This window comes from Swaminathania salitolerans (assembly GCF_007988945.1).
Taxonomy (GTDB): domain Bacteria; phylum Pseudomonadota; class Alphaproteobacteria; order Acetobacterales; family Acetobacteraceae; genus Swaminathania; species Swaminathania salitolerans.
In genome coordinates this window covers 72,618-89,732 of the sequence record NZ_BJVC01000006.1, presented here as the reverse complement: position 1 = coordinate 89,732, position 17,115 = coordinate 72,618, and the positions used below count along the sequence as shown (strand labels likewise).

The window sequence follows — 17,115 nt, the reverse complement described above, 5'->3', positions numbered from 1 at the left end:
GAACCCGACCGACATGCACGATTTGCGCGCCCTTCGCGCCGACCCCGCCCGCTTCGACGCCGCTCTCGCCCGCCGGGGGGTGTCGCCTGTCGCAGAGGATCTGGTGCGTCGCGACGAGGAGCGTCGTGCGGCCCTTCAGGCGTTGCAGGAGCAGCAGGCGCAGCGCAAGATCCTTGCCAGGGATATAGGCCAGGGCAAGCGGAGCGGCGCGGATACGACCGAACTCGAGCAGCAGGCCGTTGCCTTGCGCGACCGGATCGCCGCACTCGAGACGACGGCCTCGGCGATCGATGACGAGATCGTCGGCATTCTCGCGACCTTGCCCAACCGGCTGGACGACTCCGTGCCCGATGGCAGGGATGAGGCCGATAACCGCATCGTGCATCAGCGGGGCAGCGTGCCGGCGTTCGATTTCGAGCCGAAGCAGCATTTCGAGCTCGGCGAAGGCCTCGGTCTGATGGATTTCCCGACGGCCTCGAAACTGTCCGGCGCCCGTTTCACCATCCTGCGGGGCGGGCTGGCGCGGCTCGAGCGCGCGCTGGGGCAATTCATGCTCGACGTGCATACCGGCGAGTTCGGCTATAGCGAGACGATTGTCCCGCTCCTCGTGAACGATGCCGCCATGTATGGAACGGACAAGCTTCCGAAATTCGCCGAGGATTCGTTCCGGACGACCGACGGCCGATGGCTGATCCCGACGGCGGAGGTTCCTCTCACGGCGAGCGTGGCGGGTGAGATCCTCGATGCAGGAACGCTGCCGCTGCGCATGACCGCGCTCTCTGCCTGTTTCCGGTCCGAGGCAGGCTCTGCCGGTCGCGACGTGCGCGGCATGCTGCGTCAGCACCAGTTCAGCAAGGTCGAGCTGGTCTCGGTCACGCTTCCCGAAGAGAGCGAGGCCGAGCACGAACGCATGACCCGCTGTGCCGAGACGATACTCGAGCGCCTCGAGATCCCCTATCGACGCATGTTGCTCTGCGCCGGGGACACCGGTTTCGGCGCATCCAGAACCTACGATCTCGAAGGCTGGCTTCCGGGGCAGAAGGCATGGCGTGAAATCTCGTCCTGCTCCAATACGCGCGACTTCCAGGCGCGTCGTATGAATGCCCGCTATCGCGGGGAAAACGGTCCGGCCTTCGTGCATACGCTCAACGGATCGGGTCTGGCCGTCGGGCGTACGCTCATTGCGGTCATGGAAAACGGACAGACGGCCGAGGGCGCGATCGAGATTCCCGCCGTGCTCCATCCCTATATGGGCGGTCTGACACGGCTCGACCCGCGCTAGCCCCCGAATCCGGTCCCGAATCCGGCTTGCGCGTGCGTGCCGGTCATTCCGCCCCGCACAGGAGAAACACGCTCATGCGTCTGACCGAACCGACCCTCCATGCGGATCGCCTTCTGGTTCTGCTGCGCCAGATCGTCGGGACGCCTCACGTGCTCGTCGCCCCTCACGCGACGGCGCGCTACACGAGGGGATATCGTTTCGGTGCGGGGAAAGTCCGCGCGGTCGTGCGTCCGCGCACGCTTGTCGAGTTCTGGCGCGTGGCGGAGCTCTGTGTCGCCGCCGATCAGATCCTGATCGTTCAGGCTGCGAATACGGGGCTTACCGGCGGTTCGACGCCGGATGGCGAGACCTATGACCGGCCCGTCATTCTCGTCAGCACGCGTCGTCTGCGCGGGGTGCATCTTCTTGGAGGAGGCAGGCAGGCGATCTGCCTTCCCGGGACGACGCTGCACAAGCTCGAGACGGTTCTGGCCCGTCACGGACGCGAGCCGCATTCGGTCATCGGGTCCTCCTGCATCGGTGCATCGGTTCTCGGTGGCATCAGCAACAATTCGGGCGGCGCTCTGGTGCAGCGTGGTCCGGCCTATACCGAGATGGCGCTGTTCGCTCGCGTGACCCCCGACCGGCGTCTCGAGCTCGTCAATCATCTGGGCGTGGTCCTCGATCCGGATCCGGTCAGGGCACTCGAGAGGCTGGAGCGCGGCGCCTTCTCCGCAGGGGAGATCCACTGGCCGGACGCGCAGGGTCACGATTCGACCTATATCGACCATGTGCGTGCCATCGACGCGCAGACGCCGGCGCGTTTCAATCAGGACGAACGACGCTGGTTCGAAGCCTCCGGATGCGCGGGCAAGCTGATCGTCTTTGCCGTGCGGGTCGACAGCTTTCCTGCCGAAAAGGAGAGCCGCGTCTTTTATGTGGGCACCAGCGGGACCGGAACGCTCGAGGATCTGCGGCGCCATCTTCTGACGGCGTATGACGAGGTTCCGATCGCGGGAGAATACATGCATCGCGATGCGTTTCGCATTGCTGAGGCCTATGGACGCGATACGGTGGCGCTGATCCGCTATGCCGGGACGCGCAATATTCCCCGTCTGTTCGCGGCAAAGGCGTGGCTGGACGATCTCTGCAGGCGTATCCCCCTGCTGCCCGAGCATCTCACCGATCGTGTGCTCCAGCTCATCGGGCGTTTCCTGCCGCATCAGATCCCCGAGAAAATGCGGGTTTTCGAGACGCGCTTCGCCCATCATCTCATCCTGCGCGTCTCGTCCCGGATCGCGGCGCAGGTCGAGGCCGATCTCGGGGCGATCCTCGATGGCGAGGCAGGAGACTGGTTTGCCTGCACGCAGGAGGAAGGGACGCGCGCCTTCCTGCACCGTTTCGCGGCAGCCGGAGCTGCCTTGCGGTATCGCGCCGTCAACGGGAAGACGTCAGGTCCGATCGTCGCGCTCGATATCGCCCTGCGGCGAAACGACCGCTCATGGTTCGAGACCCTGCCGGATGCGCTGGACGGGAAGATTATCGAGAAGCTGTATTACGGGCACTTCCTGTGCCACGTCCTGCATCAGGATTATATCCTGAAGCCGGGAATATCGGCTGAGGAGACCGAGCACGAGATGCTTGCCCTGCTCGATGCGCGAGGGGCCCGCTACCCTGCGGAACATAATCTCGGTCATATCTACACGGCAGATGCCGCGATGGCTGACCACTACCGGGATCTCGACCCCTGCAACTGTCTCAATCCCGGTATTGGAAAAACAACCAAAAGGAAAAACTGGAAGGCCGAAGGCGTCTGAGCGTCTCTGTCCTGCAGAGAACAGGCCCGCGCGAAAATCCGCCTCAGGCTGGATCGGGCGGGCCATCGGACATCCTTACGGCGGGCCGACCCCTTTATATTTGGCATCTGCGTGGGAAACCTGGAACGTAGTCCGGGTTTTTGCGGAGAATGTGCTTACGGAAAAACCAGACGACATATCTGTATTCCTTCTTCACATGGCGCGAGATGCGCACTATTTTGCGTTGGCCGAAGTGTAGCATCTTCCCCGGAAGTATTTCCTGGGCTTTACTTGAGACGACTTCGGTTGCCGCAAGAGAACGCTAGCGCGCTTTTTGTGAAGAATGGAAGAACTTTTTGCGTCGATTCCGCGAAAAAAATCACGCGGATCTCATCGCCTCGATTTTCCCTGTTTTTTCATCCCCTTGCGTGGTCCCACCGGGCGCCGCGTGTCGTCTCCTGCCGGTGCGCGCGTCCTGCTGCGATTGTCATTCTGTCGGCCGCCGCGCTTCTGGTGGCCGCGCTCCCGGCTTTGCTGGCGCAGGACGGCTTCGATCCAGTCATTGAGAGTCGTCGTGTTCCGCTCGGCCATTTCGCGATCGGGATAGGCATCGGCAAAGCGAAGGGAGAGCCATCGCCACGCCACGAGTCGCTTGTGGCGTTTTTCCGCGCGTTCGAGCTCCTCGCGCCCGGCCTGGGCGGGCTGCACGAGGCGCCCCGTGCCGGGTGGAGGAACGTTCCGACCGGCTGCATGGTCGCTGGCCCAGTGGATCAGGCGGGCAATCCCGTTATCGCGCTCGTCGATCGGGCACATGGCATAGGTCCAGCGCTGGGTCAGGCCGAGACCCTCGACGCCCTCGAGCGCCGAAGCGATCTCGAATGCCTGCTCCATGTCTGCCAGCCGGTAGTTCGGATCGTCGGCGCGCAGCACGGCGCGCTTGATACGCACCAGCACGCCGTAAAGACTGTCCGTTTCGATTTCCTCCGCGACGGCGCGCACGATATCGGCATCCGGCTGGACGAGCGGACGCAGCTCCGTGACCGGTTCGGGCGGGGCGGCCAGCATCTTGCGGATATGGGCGGGGGTGCCCGCTTCTCCGAGCACCGCGACGATGCCGTTTTCATGATGGCCGTAGCGTCCCGCGCGCCCGCCGATCTGCTTGATTTCCTGCGCCGTCAGGTCGCGCGTCTGCTTGCCGTCGAATTTGCGCAGCGCGCTGAACACCACGCGCCTGATCGAGAGGTTCAGCCCCATGCCGATCGCATCGGTCGCAACCAGGATATCGGCCTCGCCATTGTTGAAACGCGCGGCCTCGGCACGGCGGACTTCGGGACTCAGCGCCCCGTAAACGACCGCCACCCGTTTGCCGAGGGTGAGAAGCTCCGCACGGAGATCGAGAACCTCGCGCCGCGAGAAGGCGATCAGGGCGTCTCCCGCCTCGAGATCGCGCAGACGCAAAGGAGCGCCTGCAGCGCGAAGGGGGGATTTGCGTTCGAGGCTGATCTCGTCGAGCGGGTCGTCGCATAGTTCCGCGATGCGACGGATGAGCGGAATGCAATCGGGCGCACCGAGAATATAGAGATGACGGGCCGGAACCCCCATGATCGCCGCAGTCCAGGCAGCACCGCGATCGGGGTCCATCAGCATCTGTGCCTCGTCGATGAGCGCGACCTCGACCGGGTTGTGGAACGGACACATCTCGACCGTGGCGGCCAGATGGCGGGCGCCCGGGAACACGATCCGTTCCTCGCCGGTTGCGAGCGATGCCGGGACGCCGCGCGACAGCAGCGACTCGCGGAATTCATGTGCCAGAAGACGAAGAGGGGCGAGGGCGAGTCCGCTCTCCGCATTCGCCAGTGCGTTGAGTGCCGTATAGGATTTGCCCGAGTTCGTGGGTCCCGTCACGAGGGTGATGCGCCGCTTGAGCGCACGCGCCGTCTTGAAATGGGCGACATAACGATCGAGCGCCGCGACACGGGCGATGACGGCATTGCCGACCTTGCGCCCGGTCTGCGGCACTGCCGTCTCGCGGGATCCACCACGCCACTCGACAAGCTGCGGACGCAGGCGCCGCAGGACTTCCGGGTCGAATTCGAACAGCTCCGTTCCATCGGGCTGCGGTGTGCGGCGCGCGACGGGCAGGCGGTTCTCCGCCATCCAGCGCAAGGCCTCACGCGGGGAGCAATGCAGGAGGGCGGGAACGCGATCGAAACCGACGAGGCTCTCTTCCCATGCACGGAGCCGTTCGTTTTCGCGGCGTCTCCGGGCCTCGGCGCGTGCCTCGATACGTTCCTCTTCCGCCTTGCGCGCCTTTTCCTGCGCGATCAGCTCGGCCTCGAACCCGGTATCCTCGACGCCGAAGGACGCGGCAATGACCTGCGCGAGGCGGTCGATCTGTCCGCCCGACAGAAACTGCCCCGCATCGGTCAGATCGGCCTGAACGGCCTCGAGCACGTCTCGCGGCGTGTGGCCCATATCGCGAAAGCGAAGCGCGAGGCGCTCGTCCAGCGCCGCGCGCAGGTCGCTCGCCTCTGCGCTCGGATCATGGACGTGACTGACGGCCTCCTGGATGTCGGCCTTGCTGATCCAGAGTTCTCCCGCCCTGCGGGACTGGTTCATGAGGGCAGCCGCCCAGTCCTTGCGCCGGACCTCGCAGAGCAGGCGCTCGTATTCCGCGACCGGGATCGTACTGGCGCCCGGCAGAAGGCTGCGCGCCACGAGTTTCACGAGGCGCGCCTCTTCCTTGAGGCTCGGTGAAAGTCCGGTTGCCTCGATGGCGGAGGCGAGTGCCTGTTCGGCCGGGGCCTGATCGGGAGAGGCCCGGTCGGAGGAAGAGCGTGAGGAATCCATGAAGCCGTTTGTGCGGGATGACACAGATTGCTGCAATGGGAGACTTGCGAGGGATGACGTTTCTGGAGACACTACGAAGACGGAACGAAATAGAGGAGCGCGGCGTGCGCAGTAACGTTACACGCAAATTACCCCTGATTCTGGGACTTGCGTCCCTTCTCGGCAGCTCGGCCCTCGCAGCCCCGCCGCCGCTTCCTCCTTCTCCGCCGCCGCCGGGCGAGACCCCCGATGCCTCGCCTCCCGCTCCCGCTTTCCTGACCAAACCGCAGCGTGTGACGAGCGAAGGCAGCGTCACCATTCGTGGCCAGGCGATTCCGTACCAGGCCGAGAGCGGCACCCTGATCGTCCATCCCGAACACTGGGACGATGCCAATCCGGACCCGAAGGCGCCGCAGGCCGTGGCTTCGGTCTTCTATGTTGCCTATTTCAAGAAGGGCGCACATGCCCGGAACAGGCCGATCACCTTCGTCTATAATGGCGGTCCGGGGTCGTCCACGGTGTGGTTGCATATGGGCGCGCTCGGGCCGAAGCGTGTCGAGACCGCCGACGACGTGCATACCCCCGCTGCTCCCTATCAGCTCGTCAACAACGATGATTCCCTTCTCGATGCGACCGATCTCGTTTTCATCGATGCGCCCGGGACCGGATTCGGCCGTATCATGGGCAAGGATCGGGAAAAGGCGTTCTACGGGACGGATCCCGATGCCGCAGCGTTCACGGATTTCATCGCCCAGTTCCTCGCGCGGCACAACCGGTTCAACTCGCCGAAATATCTGTTCGGAGAGAGCTACGGCACGACCCGCTCTGCCATCGTCGCGAATGCTCTCGCCAGCGAGAAGGGGATCGACCTCAACGGTGTCATTCTCCTCTCCCAGATCCTGAATTACGGGAACAGCATCGACAGGCCGCAGCTCAATCCGAGCAACGATCAGCCTTATGTTCTCGCTCTTCCCAGTTTTGCGGCCACGGCCTGGTATCATAACAGGCTCCCCGACCGGCCTGCCGATCTCAAGGCGTTCCTGGCCGAGGTCGAGCATTTTGCCCTGACGGAGTACACGGCCGCATTGCAGGACGGTACGAGCATCACCGATGAGCGTCTCAAGGCCACCGCCGAGAGATTGCATCGCTATACGGGCTTGCCGGTCCCCTACATCATCAAGGCCAATCTGCGTGTGAATGGCGGAGAGTTCGAGAAGACCCTTCTGGGGGATGAAGGCAGGGATACGGGTCGCCTCGACAGCCGGTTCTCCGGCCCGAGCATGGACCCGCTCGCTCAGCGTCCCTCCTACGATCCGCAATCCGCCGCCATGGAATCCGCCTATGTTGCGGCGTTCAACGACTATGCCCGCCAGACGCTGCATTACGGGGCCGACCCGTCTTTCAATGACGGATATATGGAATATCGCGTCAGCGCGCACAGCATCGGGAAGTGGAGTTTCCTGCACAAGCAGCCCGATCAGCGCGGGCCCGCGCGCGGCGAACCCAATGTCCTGCCCGATCTCGCTGCGGCCATGAAGGCGAATCCCGCCCTGCAGGTGATGCTGAACCAGGGGTATTACGATCTCGGCACGCCGTATTTCGAAGGCGTCTACGAGATGCGTCATCTGCCGATTCCGCGTGCGCTCGCCAAAAACGTGGAGATCAGACAATACGCCTCGGGGCATATGGTCTATGCGCATCTCCCGGCCCTGCACGAGATGCACGATAACGTTGCGCAGTTTATTGCAAGGACGCATCCAAAATCGTCGTAATAATTCTGCACAGGCGGGGATGTGGGGTTTTCAAAAGGCGCGCGGATGATCTAGAAAATTCGCCACTTCGGGCGGCAGAAGGGTCGCCCGCCCCCGGCTTCCGCCCCGGCGCATGCGCCGGCTCCCGATAGAGAGAATTCCGATGAACGCGCCCGTTTCCCTGCCGATGCCCACCATATCCGAACCGCTTACGGGTCTTCTGCCCGTCGAGGGGCATCCGGGGCAGTATCATCTCGCCCCGCCGAGCAAGGAATACGGTCATCTGCATGCCTGCGAGGTGCTGAGCGTCCATCACTGGACCGACAGGCTCTTCACCTTCACCTGCACGCGCGATCCGGGGCTGCGTTTCGAAAACGGGCAGTTCACGATGATCGGCATCGAGATCGAGGGCAAGCCGCTCCTGCGGGCCTACTCCATCGCTTCGGCCAATTACGAGGAAGAGCTGGAGTTTCTCTCGATTGCGGTGGAAGACGGACCGCTGACCTCCCGGCTGCGTCATGTCAAGGTCGGGGATACCGTCCTTGTCGGTCGCAAGCCGGTGGGAACCCTGCTTCTCGACAATCTGCGTCCGGGCCGCAATCTCTATTTCCTCTCGACCGGGACGGGGCTTGCACCGTTCATGAGCCTGATCGAGGACCCGGAATGCTACGAGCGTTATGACAATGTGATCCTGAGCCATACCGTCCGTATCTCCGGCGAGCTGGCTTATATGAACCACATCCGTCACGACCTGCCGAACCACGAATTCCTCGGCGATTTCGTGAAGCAGCAGCTCAAATACTACCCCGCGGTCACCCGCGAGGATTTCGAAGTCACCGATCGTATCACCACCCTGATCCAGAACGGCAAGATCTTCGAGGATCTCGGTCTGCCGAAGCTCGATCCCGAGCACGACCGGGTCATGATCTGCGGCTCGCCCGAGATGCTCGCCGACACCGAGAAGCTCCTGCTCTCCTTGGGTTTCGACGAGGGCAATATGAGCAACCAGGGATCCTATGTGGTCGAGAAGGCATTTGCGGAACGCTGAGGCCATCCCGCTCGTTCTCGACGGGCGCATACAGGATGCATGACAGGGAATATGCGCGGTCCGGTTCTTCCGGGCCGCGTTTCTTTTTTCGGAGAGGAAGACCATGCCGGATTTCGATCTTTTCGTGATTGGTGCCGGATCGGGCGGTGTGCGCTGCGCGCGTATCGCAGCCCAGAACGGGGCGCGGGTGGGGGTGGCCGAGGCCCGGCACTGGGGCGGAACCTGCGTCAATCTCGGCTGCGTTCCCAAGAAGCTCATGGTCTATGCCTCCGAAGGCGCAGAGCTGGCCGCCGATGCCCGGGCCTATGGCTGGGACATGCAGGACAAGGGGCATGACTGGCGAACCCTGATCGATGCGAAGGACCGCGAAATCGACCGGCTCGACGGGATCTATCGGTCGATGCTCGACAAGGCCGGTGTGGCGCTGTTCACCGGACGCGCGCGTCTCGTGGATTCCCAGACGATCGAGATCGGGCCGGGCCCGCTGGACGAGACCCGGGAGCCCCAGCGCGTGACGGCACGCCGGATCGTGATCGCCACGGGGGGGCGTCCCGTTCGTCCTCCCATCGAAGGGGCGGAGCTTGGCATCGTTTCCGACGATGCCTTCCATCTGGACACACGTCCTGCCTCCATCTGCATCATCGGGGGCGGTTATATCGGTGTCGAGTTTGCCGGTATCTTTGCCGGGCTGGGCTCGAAGGTCGATCTCGTCTTCCGGCAGTCGCTGCCGCTGCGGGGATTCGACAACGAGCTGCGCGAGAAGCTCGGCGACGCGTTGCCAGAGCACGGAATTGCGGTTCATGCGGCGACTTCGCCCGAGCGGATCCTTCCGCTTTCCGACGGGCGCCGGCAGGTGGTGCTCGATAATGGCGAGACCATCGAGACCGATTGCGTGTTCTTCGCGACGGGGAGGAAGCCCAATATCGACGGTCTCGGCCTCGAGGCGACCCGCGTCAAGATCGCCGGGGGCGCCGTGGTCGTCGATCAGGCAAACGAGACGACGGATCCGGGGATCTATGCGATCGGCGATGTGACCGACCGGATCAACCTGACCCCAGTCGCCATCGCGGAAGGCCATGTGCTGGCCGAACATCTCTTCGCGGATCATGCGCGCTCATGGTCATTCGATACGACACCCAAGGCCGTATTCTTTTCCGAGCCGCTGGCAAGCGTCGGAAAGACCGAGGAAGAAGCGGCCTCCGAAGGGGATATCGATATCTATAGCGCATCGTTCCGGCCATTGCGCCAGACCCTGACAGGGCGGCATCGCAAGGCGTTCATGAAGCTCGTGGTCGAGCGGGAGAGCCAGAAAGTCGTCGGCGTTCACATGATGGGCGAGGCGGCTGCAGAAATCATGCAGGGTATGGCGATCGCGGTCACCGCCGGGCTGACGAAGCGTGATTTCGACCGCACGATCGGCATTCATCCGACGACGGCCGAGGAATTCGTGACCATGCGCAGCCCCACACGGCAGGTATCGCGCAGGGAAGAGGGCTGATCGCTCTCTCCGGCTCTTTTCCCGCTTTCTTGTCCCGGCCTCCTCTCGAAAGAGGCGCGATCGGGCAGACGCCTGGAAAGGACAGGGAGCGAAAAGAAGCCCGGGGCAGGGATCGGTATGGCGGGGGAGGATGGCCGGCTCCTCCCGCGCCGCGAACTGTTACGACGCGTCAGGCAGCGTTTGCCGTGTCGCGCAGAAAGGCCAGAAGATCGCGATTGAGAGCCTCGGCATCGGTCGCGAAAAGTCCGTGCGGGGCGCTGTCATATTCTACATAGCGCGCATGAGGGATCAGCTCGCTGACCCGCTTGCCCGTAATCTCGTAGGGCGCGGCCTTGTCGCCTGTGCCGTGGACGATCAGGGTCGGGAGCGTGAAAGCCGGAAGATCGTCGCGGAAATCGGTCCGGCTGAAACTGTCTATGCAATCCAGCGTGGCGTTCGGGCTCGCCATGATGCCGAGCGTGAAGCTCCAGTCGATCAGGGCCTGACTGACGGGTTTGCGGATCATGGTGACGCCGTAGAACCCCTTGAGGAATTCCGAGAGGAACAGGAAGCGGTCGCGCCGGATCTGTGCCTTGAAATCGGCGAAGACATCGAGCGGCACGCCGTCCGGATTGTCCTCCGTCTGGAGAAGCCCGGGAACGACCGAGGCGATGAGGGCGACGCCGCTGAGCCGTGCCGTTCCGTTGCGCGACAGATAGCGCGCGATTTCTCCACCGCCCATGGAGAACCCGACAAGCGTCAGATCCGTCAGATCGAGATAGGCGATGAGTTCGGCGAGATCGGCTGTCAGCGTGTCGTAATCGTAACCGCCATAAGGATGGCTCGACTGACCGAAACCGCGCCGGTCGTAGGTCACGACACGATACCCTGCCTCCAGCAAGGCAAGCGTCTGATATTCCCACATATCCCCGGTGAAGGGCCAGCCATGGATCAGGAGCACGGGGCGACCGATCCCCATATCCTTGTAATGCAGGCTGTTTCCGTCGCGCAGTGTCAGAAAAGGCATCGTGCTGTCCTCGACCGTATCATCCCGGGGTCTTCGCCGCAGGGCGGAGTCGTGAACCTCCCCCATGCAAGGGAGTTCCCCGGACCGGCCCTTTCACGCAGTCACATCAGCGTGGCGCCACCCAGCCATTGCCGGTCGCATCGCCGAGCTGGCCGCTCTGGACCGGGCTGCTGTTGGAGTAGGCAGAGCCGAAATGGCTGAGATCGGCCCCCGTCACGGCGTCGCGCTGCACGTTGTCGGCATGATCCGGATCCGGCCCGTGCTTGAACTCGGTGCTGGGCGTTTCCTGATAGCCCGGCGGGAGGGAGTGACGCCCTCTGGCGGTCAGGTGTTCGCCTTTGCCGCGATATTCCACGCCGCCATCCGCGCTCTTCTGGGGCGCATGCGCTTCGTTCGGTGCGTTCTGACCGGTGAACTGCGCCCAGGCAGTGCTGGTGGGCAGGATGAACAGAACAGCGGCGAGGACAGTGCCGCGGCGGAGCTTTGTCATCAAAGCGATCCCTTGCAGTTTCGTCCCGCGCCTGTAAGTCTCGGAGGGGACCAGGAGTGTCATTCCGAAGCCGCTCCCGATCGGAAGTCGATCCGGATGAAGACGGTTTCGGTTCTCTACACGTTTCCTCTCTGCAAGTAGTTGCTGCGCGCACGGGCGGCAAGGGTCATAATGATGGACGATCTCCTGAGCGGTCTGCGCATGCCCGAGCGTGTCGCGCCGGGCGCTCTTTTTCTTCCGGGATATGCCGCATCGATCGAGCGCGAGGCGCTGCGCGGGATCGCGGCGATCTGTGCGCTGGCACCGCCCCATCATCTGCTGACGCCGGGGGGCAGGAGATTATCGGTCGCCATGACGGGATGCGGCGCGTTCGGCTGGCATTCGGACCGCGCGGGGTATCGCTATGTTTCGCGCGATCCGGTCTCGGGCCGCCCCTGGCCGGCGATGCCCCGGTCGTGGCGCGACCTCGCGCGGGAGGCGGCAGAACGTGCGGGGTATCCCGGTTTCGAGCCGCAATCCTGCCTCGTCAATCGCTACGATACCGGCGCCCGAATGGGGCTGCATCGCGATTGCGACGAGGACGATCTGACGAGTCCGGTCGTTTCCGTCTCTTTCGGCGTGACGGCTGCTTTCCTGTTCGGCGGTGCGGAGCGCCACGACCCGGTACGGAAGCTGGCGGTCGAGAGCGGAGACGTTCTGGTCTGGGGCGGGCCATCCCGTCTTGCCTATCACGGGGTTGCCCCTCTGCCGCGCCGCACGCACAGTCTGACAGGGCCGCTTCGCTGGAATCTGACCTTCCGTCGGGTGACGCATCGGCAAGGCCCCTAGGCGCGGGCCGCGATAGGGGCCATAGTGAATTCCCTTTTTTTCGATATCGGAGGACGATCCCTCATGCACCCGAACCGCGAATCCGCCCTGCACGCCGGCTGGACGCCGTCGAGCTGGCGGTCGCACCCCATTCGTCAGGCACCGCAATATCTGGATGCAGCCGCGCTCGACGCCGTCGAAGCCCGTCTGCGGCGATATCCGCCCCTGGTGTTTGCGGGCGAGACGCGGCGCCTGAAGAGCCAGCTCGCCAAGGCGGCGCGCGGCGAGGCCTTCGTCCTTCAGGGGGGTGCCTGCGCGGAGAGCTTCAACGAGTTCACGGCAGATGTCGTGCGCGATACGTTCCGGGTCCTGCTTCAGATGGCGGTCGTTCTGACCTTCGGCGCCAAGGTGCCCGTCATCAAGATCGGGCGGATGGCCGGGCAATATGCCAAGCCGCGTTCTTCCGATACCGAGACGCAGGATGGCGTCACCTTGCCCTGCTATCGCGGCGATATCATCAACGGCCCGGAATTCACGCAGGCTGCGCGTCTCCCCGACCCGGCCCGCATGGAGACAGGATATTTCCAGTCTGTCGGTGTGATGAACCTGCTCCGGGCCTTCGCCTCGGGCGGCTATGCCAATCTGCACGAGGTGCATCGGTGGAATCTCGGTTTCGTCAAGCGTTCGCCGCTTGCCGAACGCTATCAGGATCTGGCGCAGCGTATCGATGAAACGCTCTCCTTCATGGGGGCCTGCGGCTTCAACCAGAGCGCGCCCCAGATCAACGAGACCGAGTTCTATACCTCTCATGAGGCCTTGCTGCTTCCTTACGAACAGGCCCTGACGCGCGTCGACAGCACGAGCGACGAATGGTACGACTGCTCGGCCCATTTCCTCTGGATCGGCGACCGGACCCGTCAGCCCGATGGCGCCCATGTCGAGTTCCTTCGCGGTGTCGGAAACCCGATCGGAATCAAGGTCGGACCGACCACGACGCTCGAGGATCTGGAGAGGCTTCTCGATATCCTCAACCCCACCGATGAGGCAGGACGCATCACCCTGATCTCGCGCATGGGGGCGGGCAAGGTGGGCGATTTCCTCCCCCCGCTTCTCGACAAGGTGCGCGGCAGCGGCCGCACGGTCACCTGGCTGTGCGATCCGATGCATGGCAACACCATCACCACGGCAGAGAAGGTCAAGACACGGTCTTTCGACTCCATCCTCGCCGAGGTGAAGGGGTTCTTCTCCGTTTTCCAGCAGGCGGGTCTGCGTCCGGGCGGCATCCATGTCGAGATGACGGGCCAGGATGTGACGGAATGCGTGGGCGGCGCCCATTGCCTGACCGAGGCGGATCTGGCCGGTCGCTACGAAACCTTCTGCGATCCGCGTCTCAATGCCGAGCAGTCTCTCGAAATGGCGTTTCTTCTCGCCGAGGAGCTGACCGGACATTTTCGCGATCACGGCGCGGTGAGGGGATGACCCCGCCGGGCCCCGAAGAGGGCAGGACGGCCCTAGACGCAGCGACCTGCCCGGATCTTGCGCTCACGCCGGAAGAAATCGGCGCCCGTACCGATGCTTACTTCAACCGGACGCAGGCCATCGTGCAGCATTTCGGCGAGTGTCGGGTCACATACGCGCTTTTCGTCCGCCGCCCCGTGATCGCGGCGCATGGCCTCATGGTGACCTGGCTCGGGAACGTGGCCAGGGAACAGGGCTTCGAGGTCGGGATCGAACGGGTCTTTCCGGAAGGAAGCTGGGTGGGGGCGGGAGAGCCCCTGCTCTATCTTACGGGGCCGTTCAGCCGCATGGCGCCGCTCGAGACGCTGCTGCTCCAGAAACTGGGCGCGCCCTGTGTGGCGGCACATAACGCCTATCAGATGGCCCTGGCCCTTCCGGATGCCGCGTTCATGGCGATGGAGGCACGTCACTGCGCGGGTTTCGAGATGCAGGAGATGATGGGATACGCCGCCTCTGTCGGATCCCGTGCGGCACGCAAGGAGGGGGCGAAAGGGTTCGTCGGCTGCGCCAATGACGCGACGGCAGCGTTTTTCGGCCAGACGCGCGGTCTGGGGACGATGCCGCATGCGCTCATCGGCTATGCGGGCTCGACCTTGCGGGCCGCCGAGATGTATCACGAGGTCTATCCGCAGGACCCGCTTGTCGTTCTCGTCGATTATTTCGGTCAGGAAATCACGGATGCGCTCGCCGTATGCCGTCGCTTTCCCGATCTTGCGGCGCAGGGGCGTATCAGCGTCCGTCTCGACACCCATGGCGGGCGTTTCATCGAGGGGCTCGATCCGCAATCCTCCTACGGGGTTCTGGAGCGGCACACGCCGGGAACCATACGGCGCTACCGTTCCGATCACGAGCTCAAGGATCTGGTCGGGACCGGCGTATCCGCCGCGGCCATCTGGTGGATGCGCGAATGTCTGAATGCAGCCGGTTTCACCGAGGTGAAGATCATCGTCTCGTCGGGATTCGGTATCGAGAAATGCATGGCGATGCGCGACGCCCATGCGCCGCTCGATGTGGTCGGAACCGGGTCCTTCATTCCCGCCAAATGGAGCGAAACCTATGCCACGGCCGATATCGTGGCCTATGACGGGGTCGAGCGGGTAAAGATCGGACGGGAGTTCCTGTTGCAGAAAGCCCGAAGCAAGACCAGGGAGCCAAGGTCATGAGCAGTTCCGAAGCAGAACCCGATCGCGGATGGTTCGTTCGCATTCTCGATAATTCCGGCGGTGCCGAGGAAGGGATCGTCGAGGAGGTCAAGGATTTTCAGGACCTCGCCCATGCGAATGCATTTGCGCGGGCCTATGTAAGAGATTCGATGGAGCGTTGTCGCACCGGCGGTGCGGTCGGGCGCGAGGTCCTCGAGAGCTGGTTTTCTTTCGGCGAGGATGCGATCGTCGTGGAGGCCGGCGAGGATGGATGGAAATCGGCCAACGAGCTGGAGGATTTCGCAGCCGCTCCGGCCACCCCGATGGAACGGGACTGGCGGATGCTCGATCCGCGCCGCCTCGTGGAGGATGACGAGGATATCGGGTCCTGACCCGATGGCGGGTCGGAATATCGACCTTCAGGCCGTATCGCGGCAGGCAGTATCGCGGCAGTCAGCATGGCGGCAGGCCGCATAGCGACGGAGGCAGGAGAGGAAAGCGAGGCCCGGGCAGGGGGAGGGCAGGCGCGTCTCTTGCGCACATATGTCTGACAGAGCGGTAACGACTGCGCTCTGGATAAATCCTGCCTCGCTTGGCATAGAGACAGCATGAAACTGCGCTTCGCTCCGAGCCCCACGGGCTATCTCCATGTCGGCAATGCCCGGCTCGCCATCGCCAATGCCCTTTATGCCCGACGGCACGGGGCGCGCTTTCTGCTTCGCATCGACGATACGGATCGCGAGCGCTCGAAACCCGAATACGAGCAGGGGATCAAGACCGATCTGGAATGGCTCGGGCTCGGCTGGGATGAGATCGCCCATCAATCCGACCGCCTCGATCGCTATGCGCTAGCGATCGAGGCGCTGAAGGCGTCGGGGCGTCTCTATCCGTGTTTCGAAAGCGAGCACGAGCTCGCGGCGAAGCGTGAAGCACGGCTCAAGGCGCGCAAGCCGCCCATCTATGACCGGGCGATGCTGCGTCTCACTCCGGAGCAGCGCGAGCGTGCGGAGGCCAATGGAAAGACGCCGTACTGGCGCTTCCGCCTCTCGGACGGGCACAAGAGCTGGAACGATCTCGTGATGGGAGATCTCTCCGTCAAGCTCACCGCCATCTCCGATCCGGTTCTCGTCCGGGCGGACGGAACCGTGCTCTATACCCTTGCATCCGTGGTCGATGACATGGAAATGGGGGTGAGCCATATCATTCGCGGCGAGGATCATATCACCAATACGGGCGTGCAGCTCGACATCATCGAAGCTCTGGGCGGGCGCCCGGGGCATTTTTCCTTCGCCCATCTCCCGCTTCTTCTCGATGAGGGCGGCGGCAAGCTGTCGAAGCGCTTCGATGCGCTTTCGCTCAGGGCGCTGCGCCATGACGGCATGGAGCCGCAATCCCTCGTCTCCTATCTCTCGCGCATCGGAAGCTCGGACGATCCCGTCCCGATGACCCTCGAGCAGTCCATCGCCTCCTACGATCTCTCGCACATGTCCCGCTCGGCGGCGCGTTTCGATATGACCCATCTTCTCGGTCTCAATCGCAGATTGCTGCATGGACTCGCGTTCGAGGACGTGCGCGCCCGCCTGCCCGAAGGAGCGACCGAGGCATTCTGGGAGACGATCCGCGGCAATGTCGATCTGACGGGCGAGATCGCTTTCTGGTGGGAGGTGGTGCAGGGGGAGATCGCCTCTCCGTCGCTGAGCCATGAGGCCGCATTCCTCGAGGAGGCGCGCGAGACCCTGCCGCCCGAACCCTGGAACGGGGAAAGCTGGAAGCTCTGGATCGAGGCGCTGAAGCAGCGATCGGGCCGGAAGGGCAAGGCCCTGTTCCTCCCGATCCGTCTCGCATTGACAGGAGAAGAGGCAGGGCCGGAGCTGCATGGGCTGATGCCGCTCATGGGGCGTGAGCGTGTGTTGAGGCGCCTGCGCGATGCGGCGCGCGCCTGAAGCGCCCGCATCGGGAAGGATCGTGA

13 protein-coding genes are annotated in these 17,115 nt (G+C 63.7%); 10 read left to right on the top strand and 3 right to left on the bottom strand.

Annotated elements, in window-relative coordinates:
• The first annotated feature begins 13 nt into the window (after positions 1 to 13).
• Together serS and dld are read left to right on the top strand one after the other, a co-directional pair.
• Entirely contained in the window at positions 14 to 1,282 is a 1,269-nt protein-coding gene (serS, locus tag SSA02_RS11510) for a serine--tRNA ligase (protein ID WP_147094227.1), read from the top strand.
• Between the two features lie 80 nt (positions 1,283 to 1,362).
• Complete coding sequence (dld, locus tag SSA02_RS11505; RefSeq protein ID WP_456316337.1) at positions 1,363 to 3,078, top strand: D-lactate dehydrogenase; 1,716 nt, start codon at positions 1,363 to 1,365, stop codon at positions 3,076 to 3,078.
• A gap of 369 nt (positions 3,079 to 3,447) precedes the next feature.
• Here dld and SSA02_RS11500 read toward each other — a convergent pair whose 3' ends face one another.
• Positions 3,448 to 5,907 (bottom strand): helicase-related protein, encoded by a 2,460-nt coding sequence (locus SSA02_RS11500; protein WP_147094225.1) that lies wholly within the window; start codon positions 5,905 to 5,907, stop codon positions 3,448 to 3,450.
• Positions 5,908 to 6,011: 104 nt separating this feature from the next.
• On the opposite strand from SSA02_RS11500, the gene SSA02_RS11495 reads away from it, so the two are divergent.
• From SSA02_RS11495 to gorA, 3 genes are all read left to right on the top strand, one after another.
• Entirely contained in the window at positions 6,012 to 7,658 is a 1,647-nt protein-coding gene (locus SSA02_RS11495; RefSeq protein ID WP_371859221.1) for a S10 family peptidase, read from the top strand.
• A 142-nt stretch (positions 7,659 to 7,800) separates the two neighbouring features.
• Positions 7,801 to 8,685 carry a ferredoxin--NADP reductase gene (locus tag SSA02_RS11490; protein WP_147094223.1) on the top strand — a complete coding sequence of 295 codons (885 nt, stop codon included), beginning with the start codon at positions 7,801 to 7,803 and terminating at the stop codon, positions 8,683 to 8,685.
• 103 nt (positions 8,686 to 8,788) lie between these two features.
• Positions 8,789 to 10,183, top strand: coding sequence for a glutathione-disulfide reductase (gorA, locus tag SSA02_RS11485; RefSeq protein WP_147094222.1), 1,395 nt, complete (start codon positions 8,789 to 8,791; stop codon positions 10,181 to 10,183).
• 169 nt (positions 10,184 to 10,352) lie between these two features.
• On the opposite strand, the gene SSA02_RS11480 is transcribed toward gorA, so the two are convergent.
• On the bottom strand, positions 10,353 to 11,189 hold the full coding sequence (locus SSA02_RS11480; protein WP_147094221.1) for an alpha/beta fold hydrolase: 837 nt from the start codon (positions 11,187 to 11,189) through the stop codon (positions 10,353 to 10,355).
• A 106-nt stretch (positions 11,190 to 11,295) separates the two neighbouring features.
• The gene (locus SSA02_RS11475; protein WP_147094220.1) at positions 11,296 to 11,679 is read right to left on the bottom strand and encodes a hypothetical protein; all 384 of its coding nucleotides are present in this window, start codon (positions 11,677 to 11,679) and stop codon (positions 11,296 to 11,298) included.
• A 171-nt stretch (positions 11,680 to 11,850) separates the two neighbouring features.
• Between SSA02_RS11475 and alkB the strand changes: the two genes are divergently transcribed.
• The 5 genes from alkB (at position 11,851) to gltX (ending at position 17,089) form a co-directional block, all read left to right on the top strand.
• Positions 11,851 to 12,507 carry a DNA oxidative demethylase AlkB gene (alkB, locus tag SSA02_RS11470; protein ID WP_306345088.1) on the top strand — a complete coding sequence of 219 codons (657 nt, stop codon included), beginning with the start codon at positions 11,851 to 11,853 and terminating at the stop codon, positions 12,505 to 12,507.
• A gap of 63 nt (positions 12,508 to 12,570) precedes the next feature.
• Positions 12,571 to 13,965 carry a class II 3-deoxy-7-phosphoheptulonate synthase gene (locus tag SSA02_RS11465; protein ID WP_147094219.1) on the top strand — a complete coding sequence of 465 codons (1,395 nt, stop codon included), beginning with the start codon at positions 12,571 to 12,573 and terminating at the stop codon, positions 13,963 to 13,965.
• Positions 13,962 to 15,167, top strand: a complete 1,206-nt coding sequence (locus SSA02_RS11460; RefSeq protein ID WP_147094218.1) for a beta/alpha barrel domain-containing protein — start codon at positions 13,962 to 13,964, stop codon at positions 15,165 to 15,167. The genes SSA02_RS11465 and SSA02_RS11460 overlap by 4 nt, the downstream gene beginning before the upstream one ends.
• Complete coding sequence (locus SSA02_RS11455; RefSeq protein ID WP_147094217.1) at positions 15,164 to 15,538, top strand: hypothetical protein; 375 nt, start codon at positions 15,164 to 15,166, stop codon at positions 15,536 to 15,538. The genes SSA02_RS11460 and SSA02_RS11455 overlap by 4 nt, the downstream gene beginning before the upstream one ends.
• A 216-nt stretch (positions 15,539 to 15,754) precedes the next feature.
• Positions 15,755 to 17,089: a glutamate--tRNA ligase gene (gene gltX / locus SSA02_RS11450; RefSeq protein ID WP_147094216.1), complete on the top strand. Its 1,335-nt coding sequence runs from the start codon at positions 15,755 to 15,757 to the stop codon at positions 17,087 to 17,089.
• Positions 17,090 to 17,115: the final 26 nt, after the last annotated feature.

What these genes read in the sequence shown, in the direction of transcription:
- serS (WP_147094227.1), top strand. Translation starts at nt 14, where the DNA reads ATGCACGATTTGCGCGCCCTTCGCGCCGACCCCGCCCGCTTCGACGCC.
- SSA02_RS11500 (WP_147094225.1), bottom strand. Translation starts at nt 5,907, where the DNA reads ATGGATTCCTCACGCTCTTCCTCCGACCGGGCCTCTCCCGATCAGGCC.
- SSA02_RS11490 (WP_147094223.1), top strand. Translation starts at nt 7,801, where the DNA reads ATGAACGCGCCCGTTTCCCTGCCGATGCCCACCATATCCGAACCGCTT.
- gorA (WP_147094222.1), top strand. Translation starts at nt 8,789, where the DNA reads ATGCCGGATTTCGATCTTTTCGTGATTGGTGCCGGATCGGGCGGTGTG.
- SSA02_RS11480 (WP_147094221.1), bottom strand. Translation starts at nt 11,189, where the DNA reads ATGCCTTTTCTGACACTGCGCGACGGAAACAGCCTGCATTACAAGGAT.
- SSA02_RS11475 (WP_147094220.1), bottom strand. Translation starts at nt 11,679, where the DNA reads ATGACAAAGCTCCGCCGCGGCACTGTCCTCGCCGCTGTTCTGTTCATC.
- alkB (WP_306345088.1), top strand. Translation starts at nt 11,851, where the DNA reads ATGATGGACGATCTCCTGAGCGGTCTGCGCATGCCCGAGCGTGTCGCG.
- SSA02_RS11465 (WP_147094219.1), top strand. Translation starts at nt 12,571, where the DNA reads ATGCACCCGAACCGCGAATCCGCCCTGCACGCCGGCTGGACGCCGTCG.
- SSA02_RS11460 (WP_147094218.1), top strand. Translation starts at nt 13,962, where the DNA reads ATGACCCCGCCGGGCCCCGAAGAGGGCAGGACGGCCCTAGACGCAGCG.
- SSA02_RS11455 (WP_147094217.1), top strand. Translation starts at nt 15,164, where the DNA reads ATGAGCAGTTCCGAAGCAGAACCCGATCGCGGATGGTTCGTTCGCATT.
- gltX (WP_147094216.1), top strand. Translation starts at nt 15,755, where the DNA reads ATGAAACTGCGCTTCGCTCCGAGCCCCACGGGCTATCTCCATGTCGGC.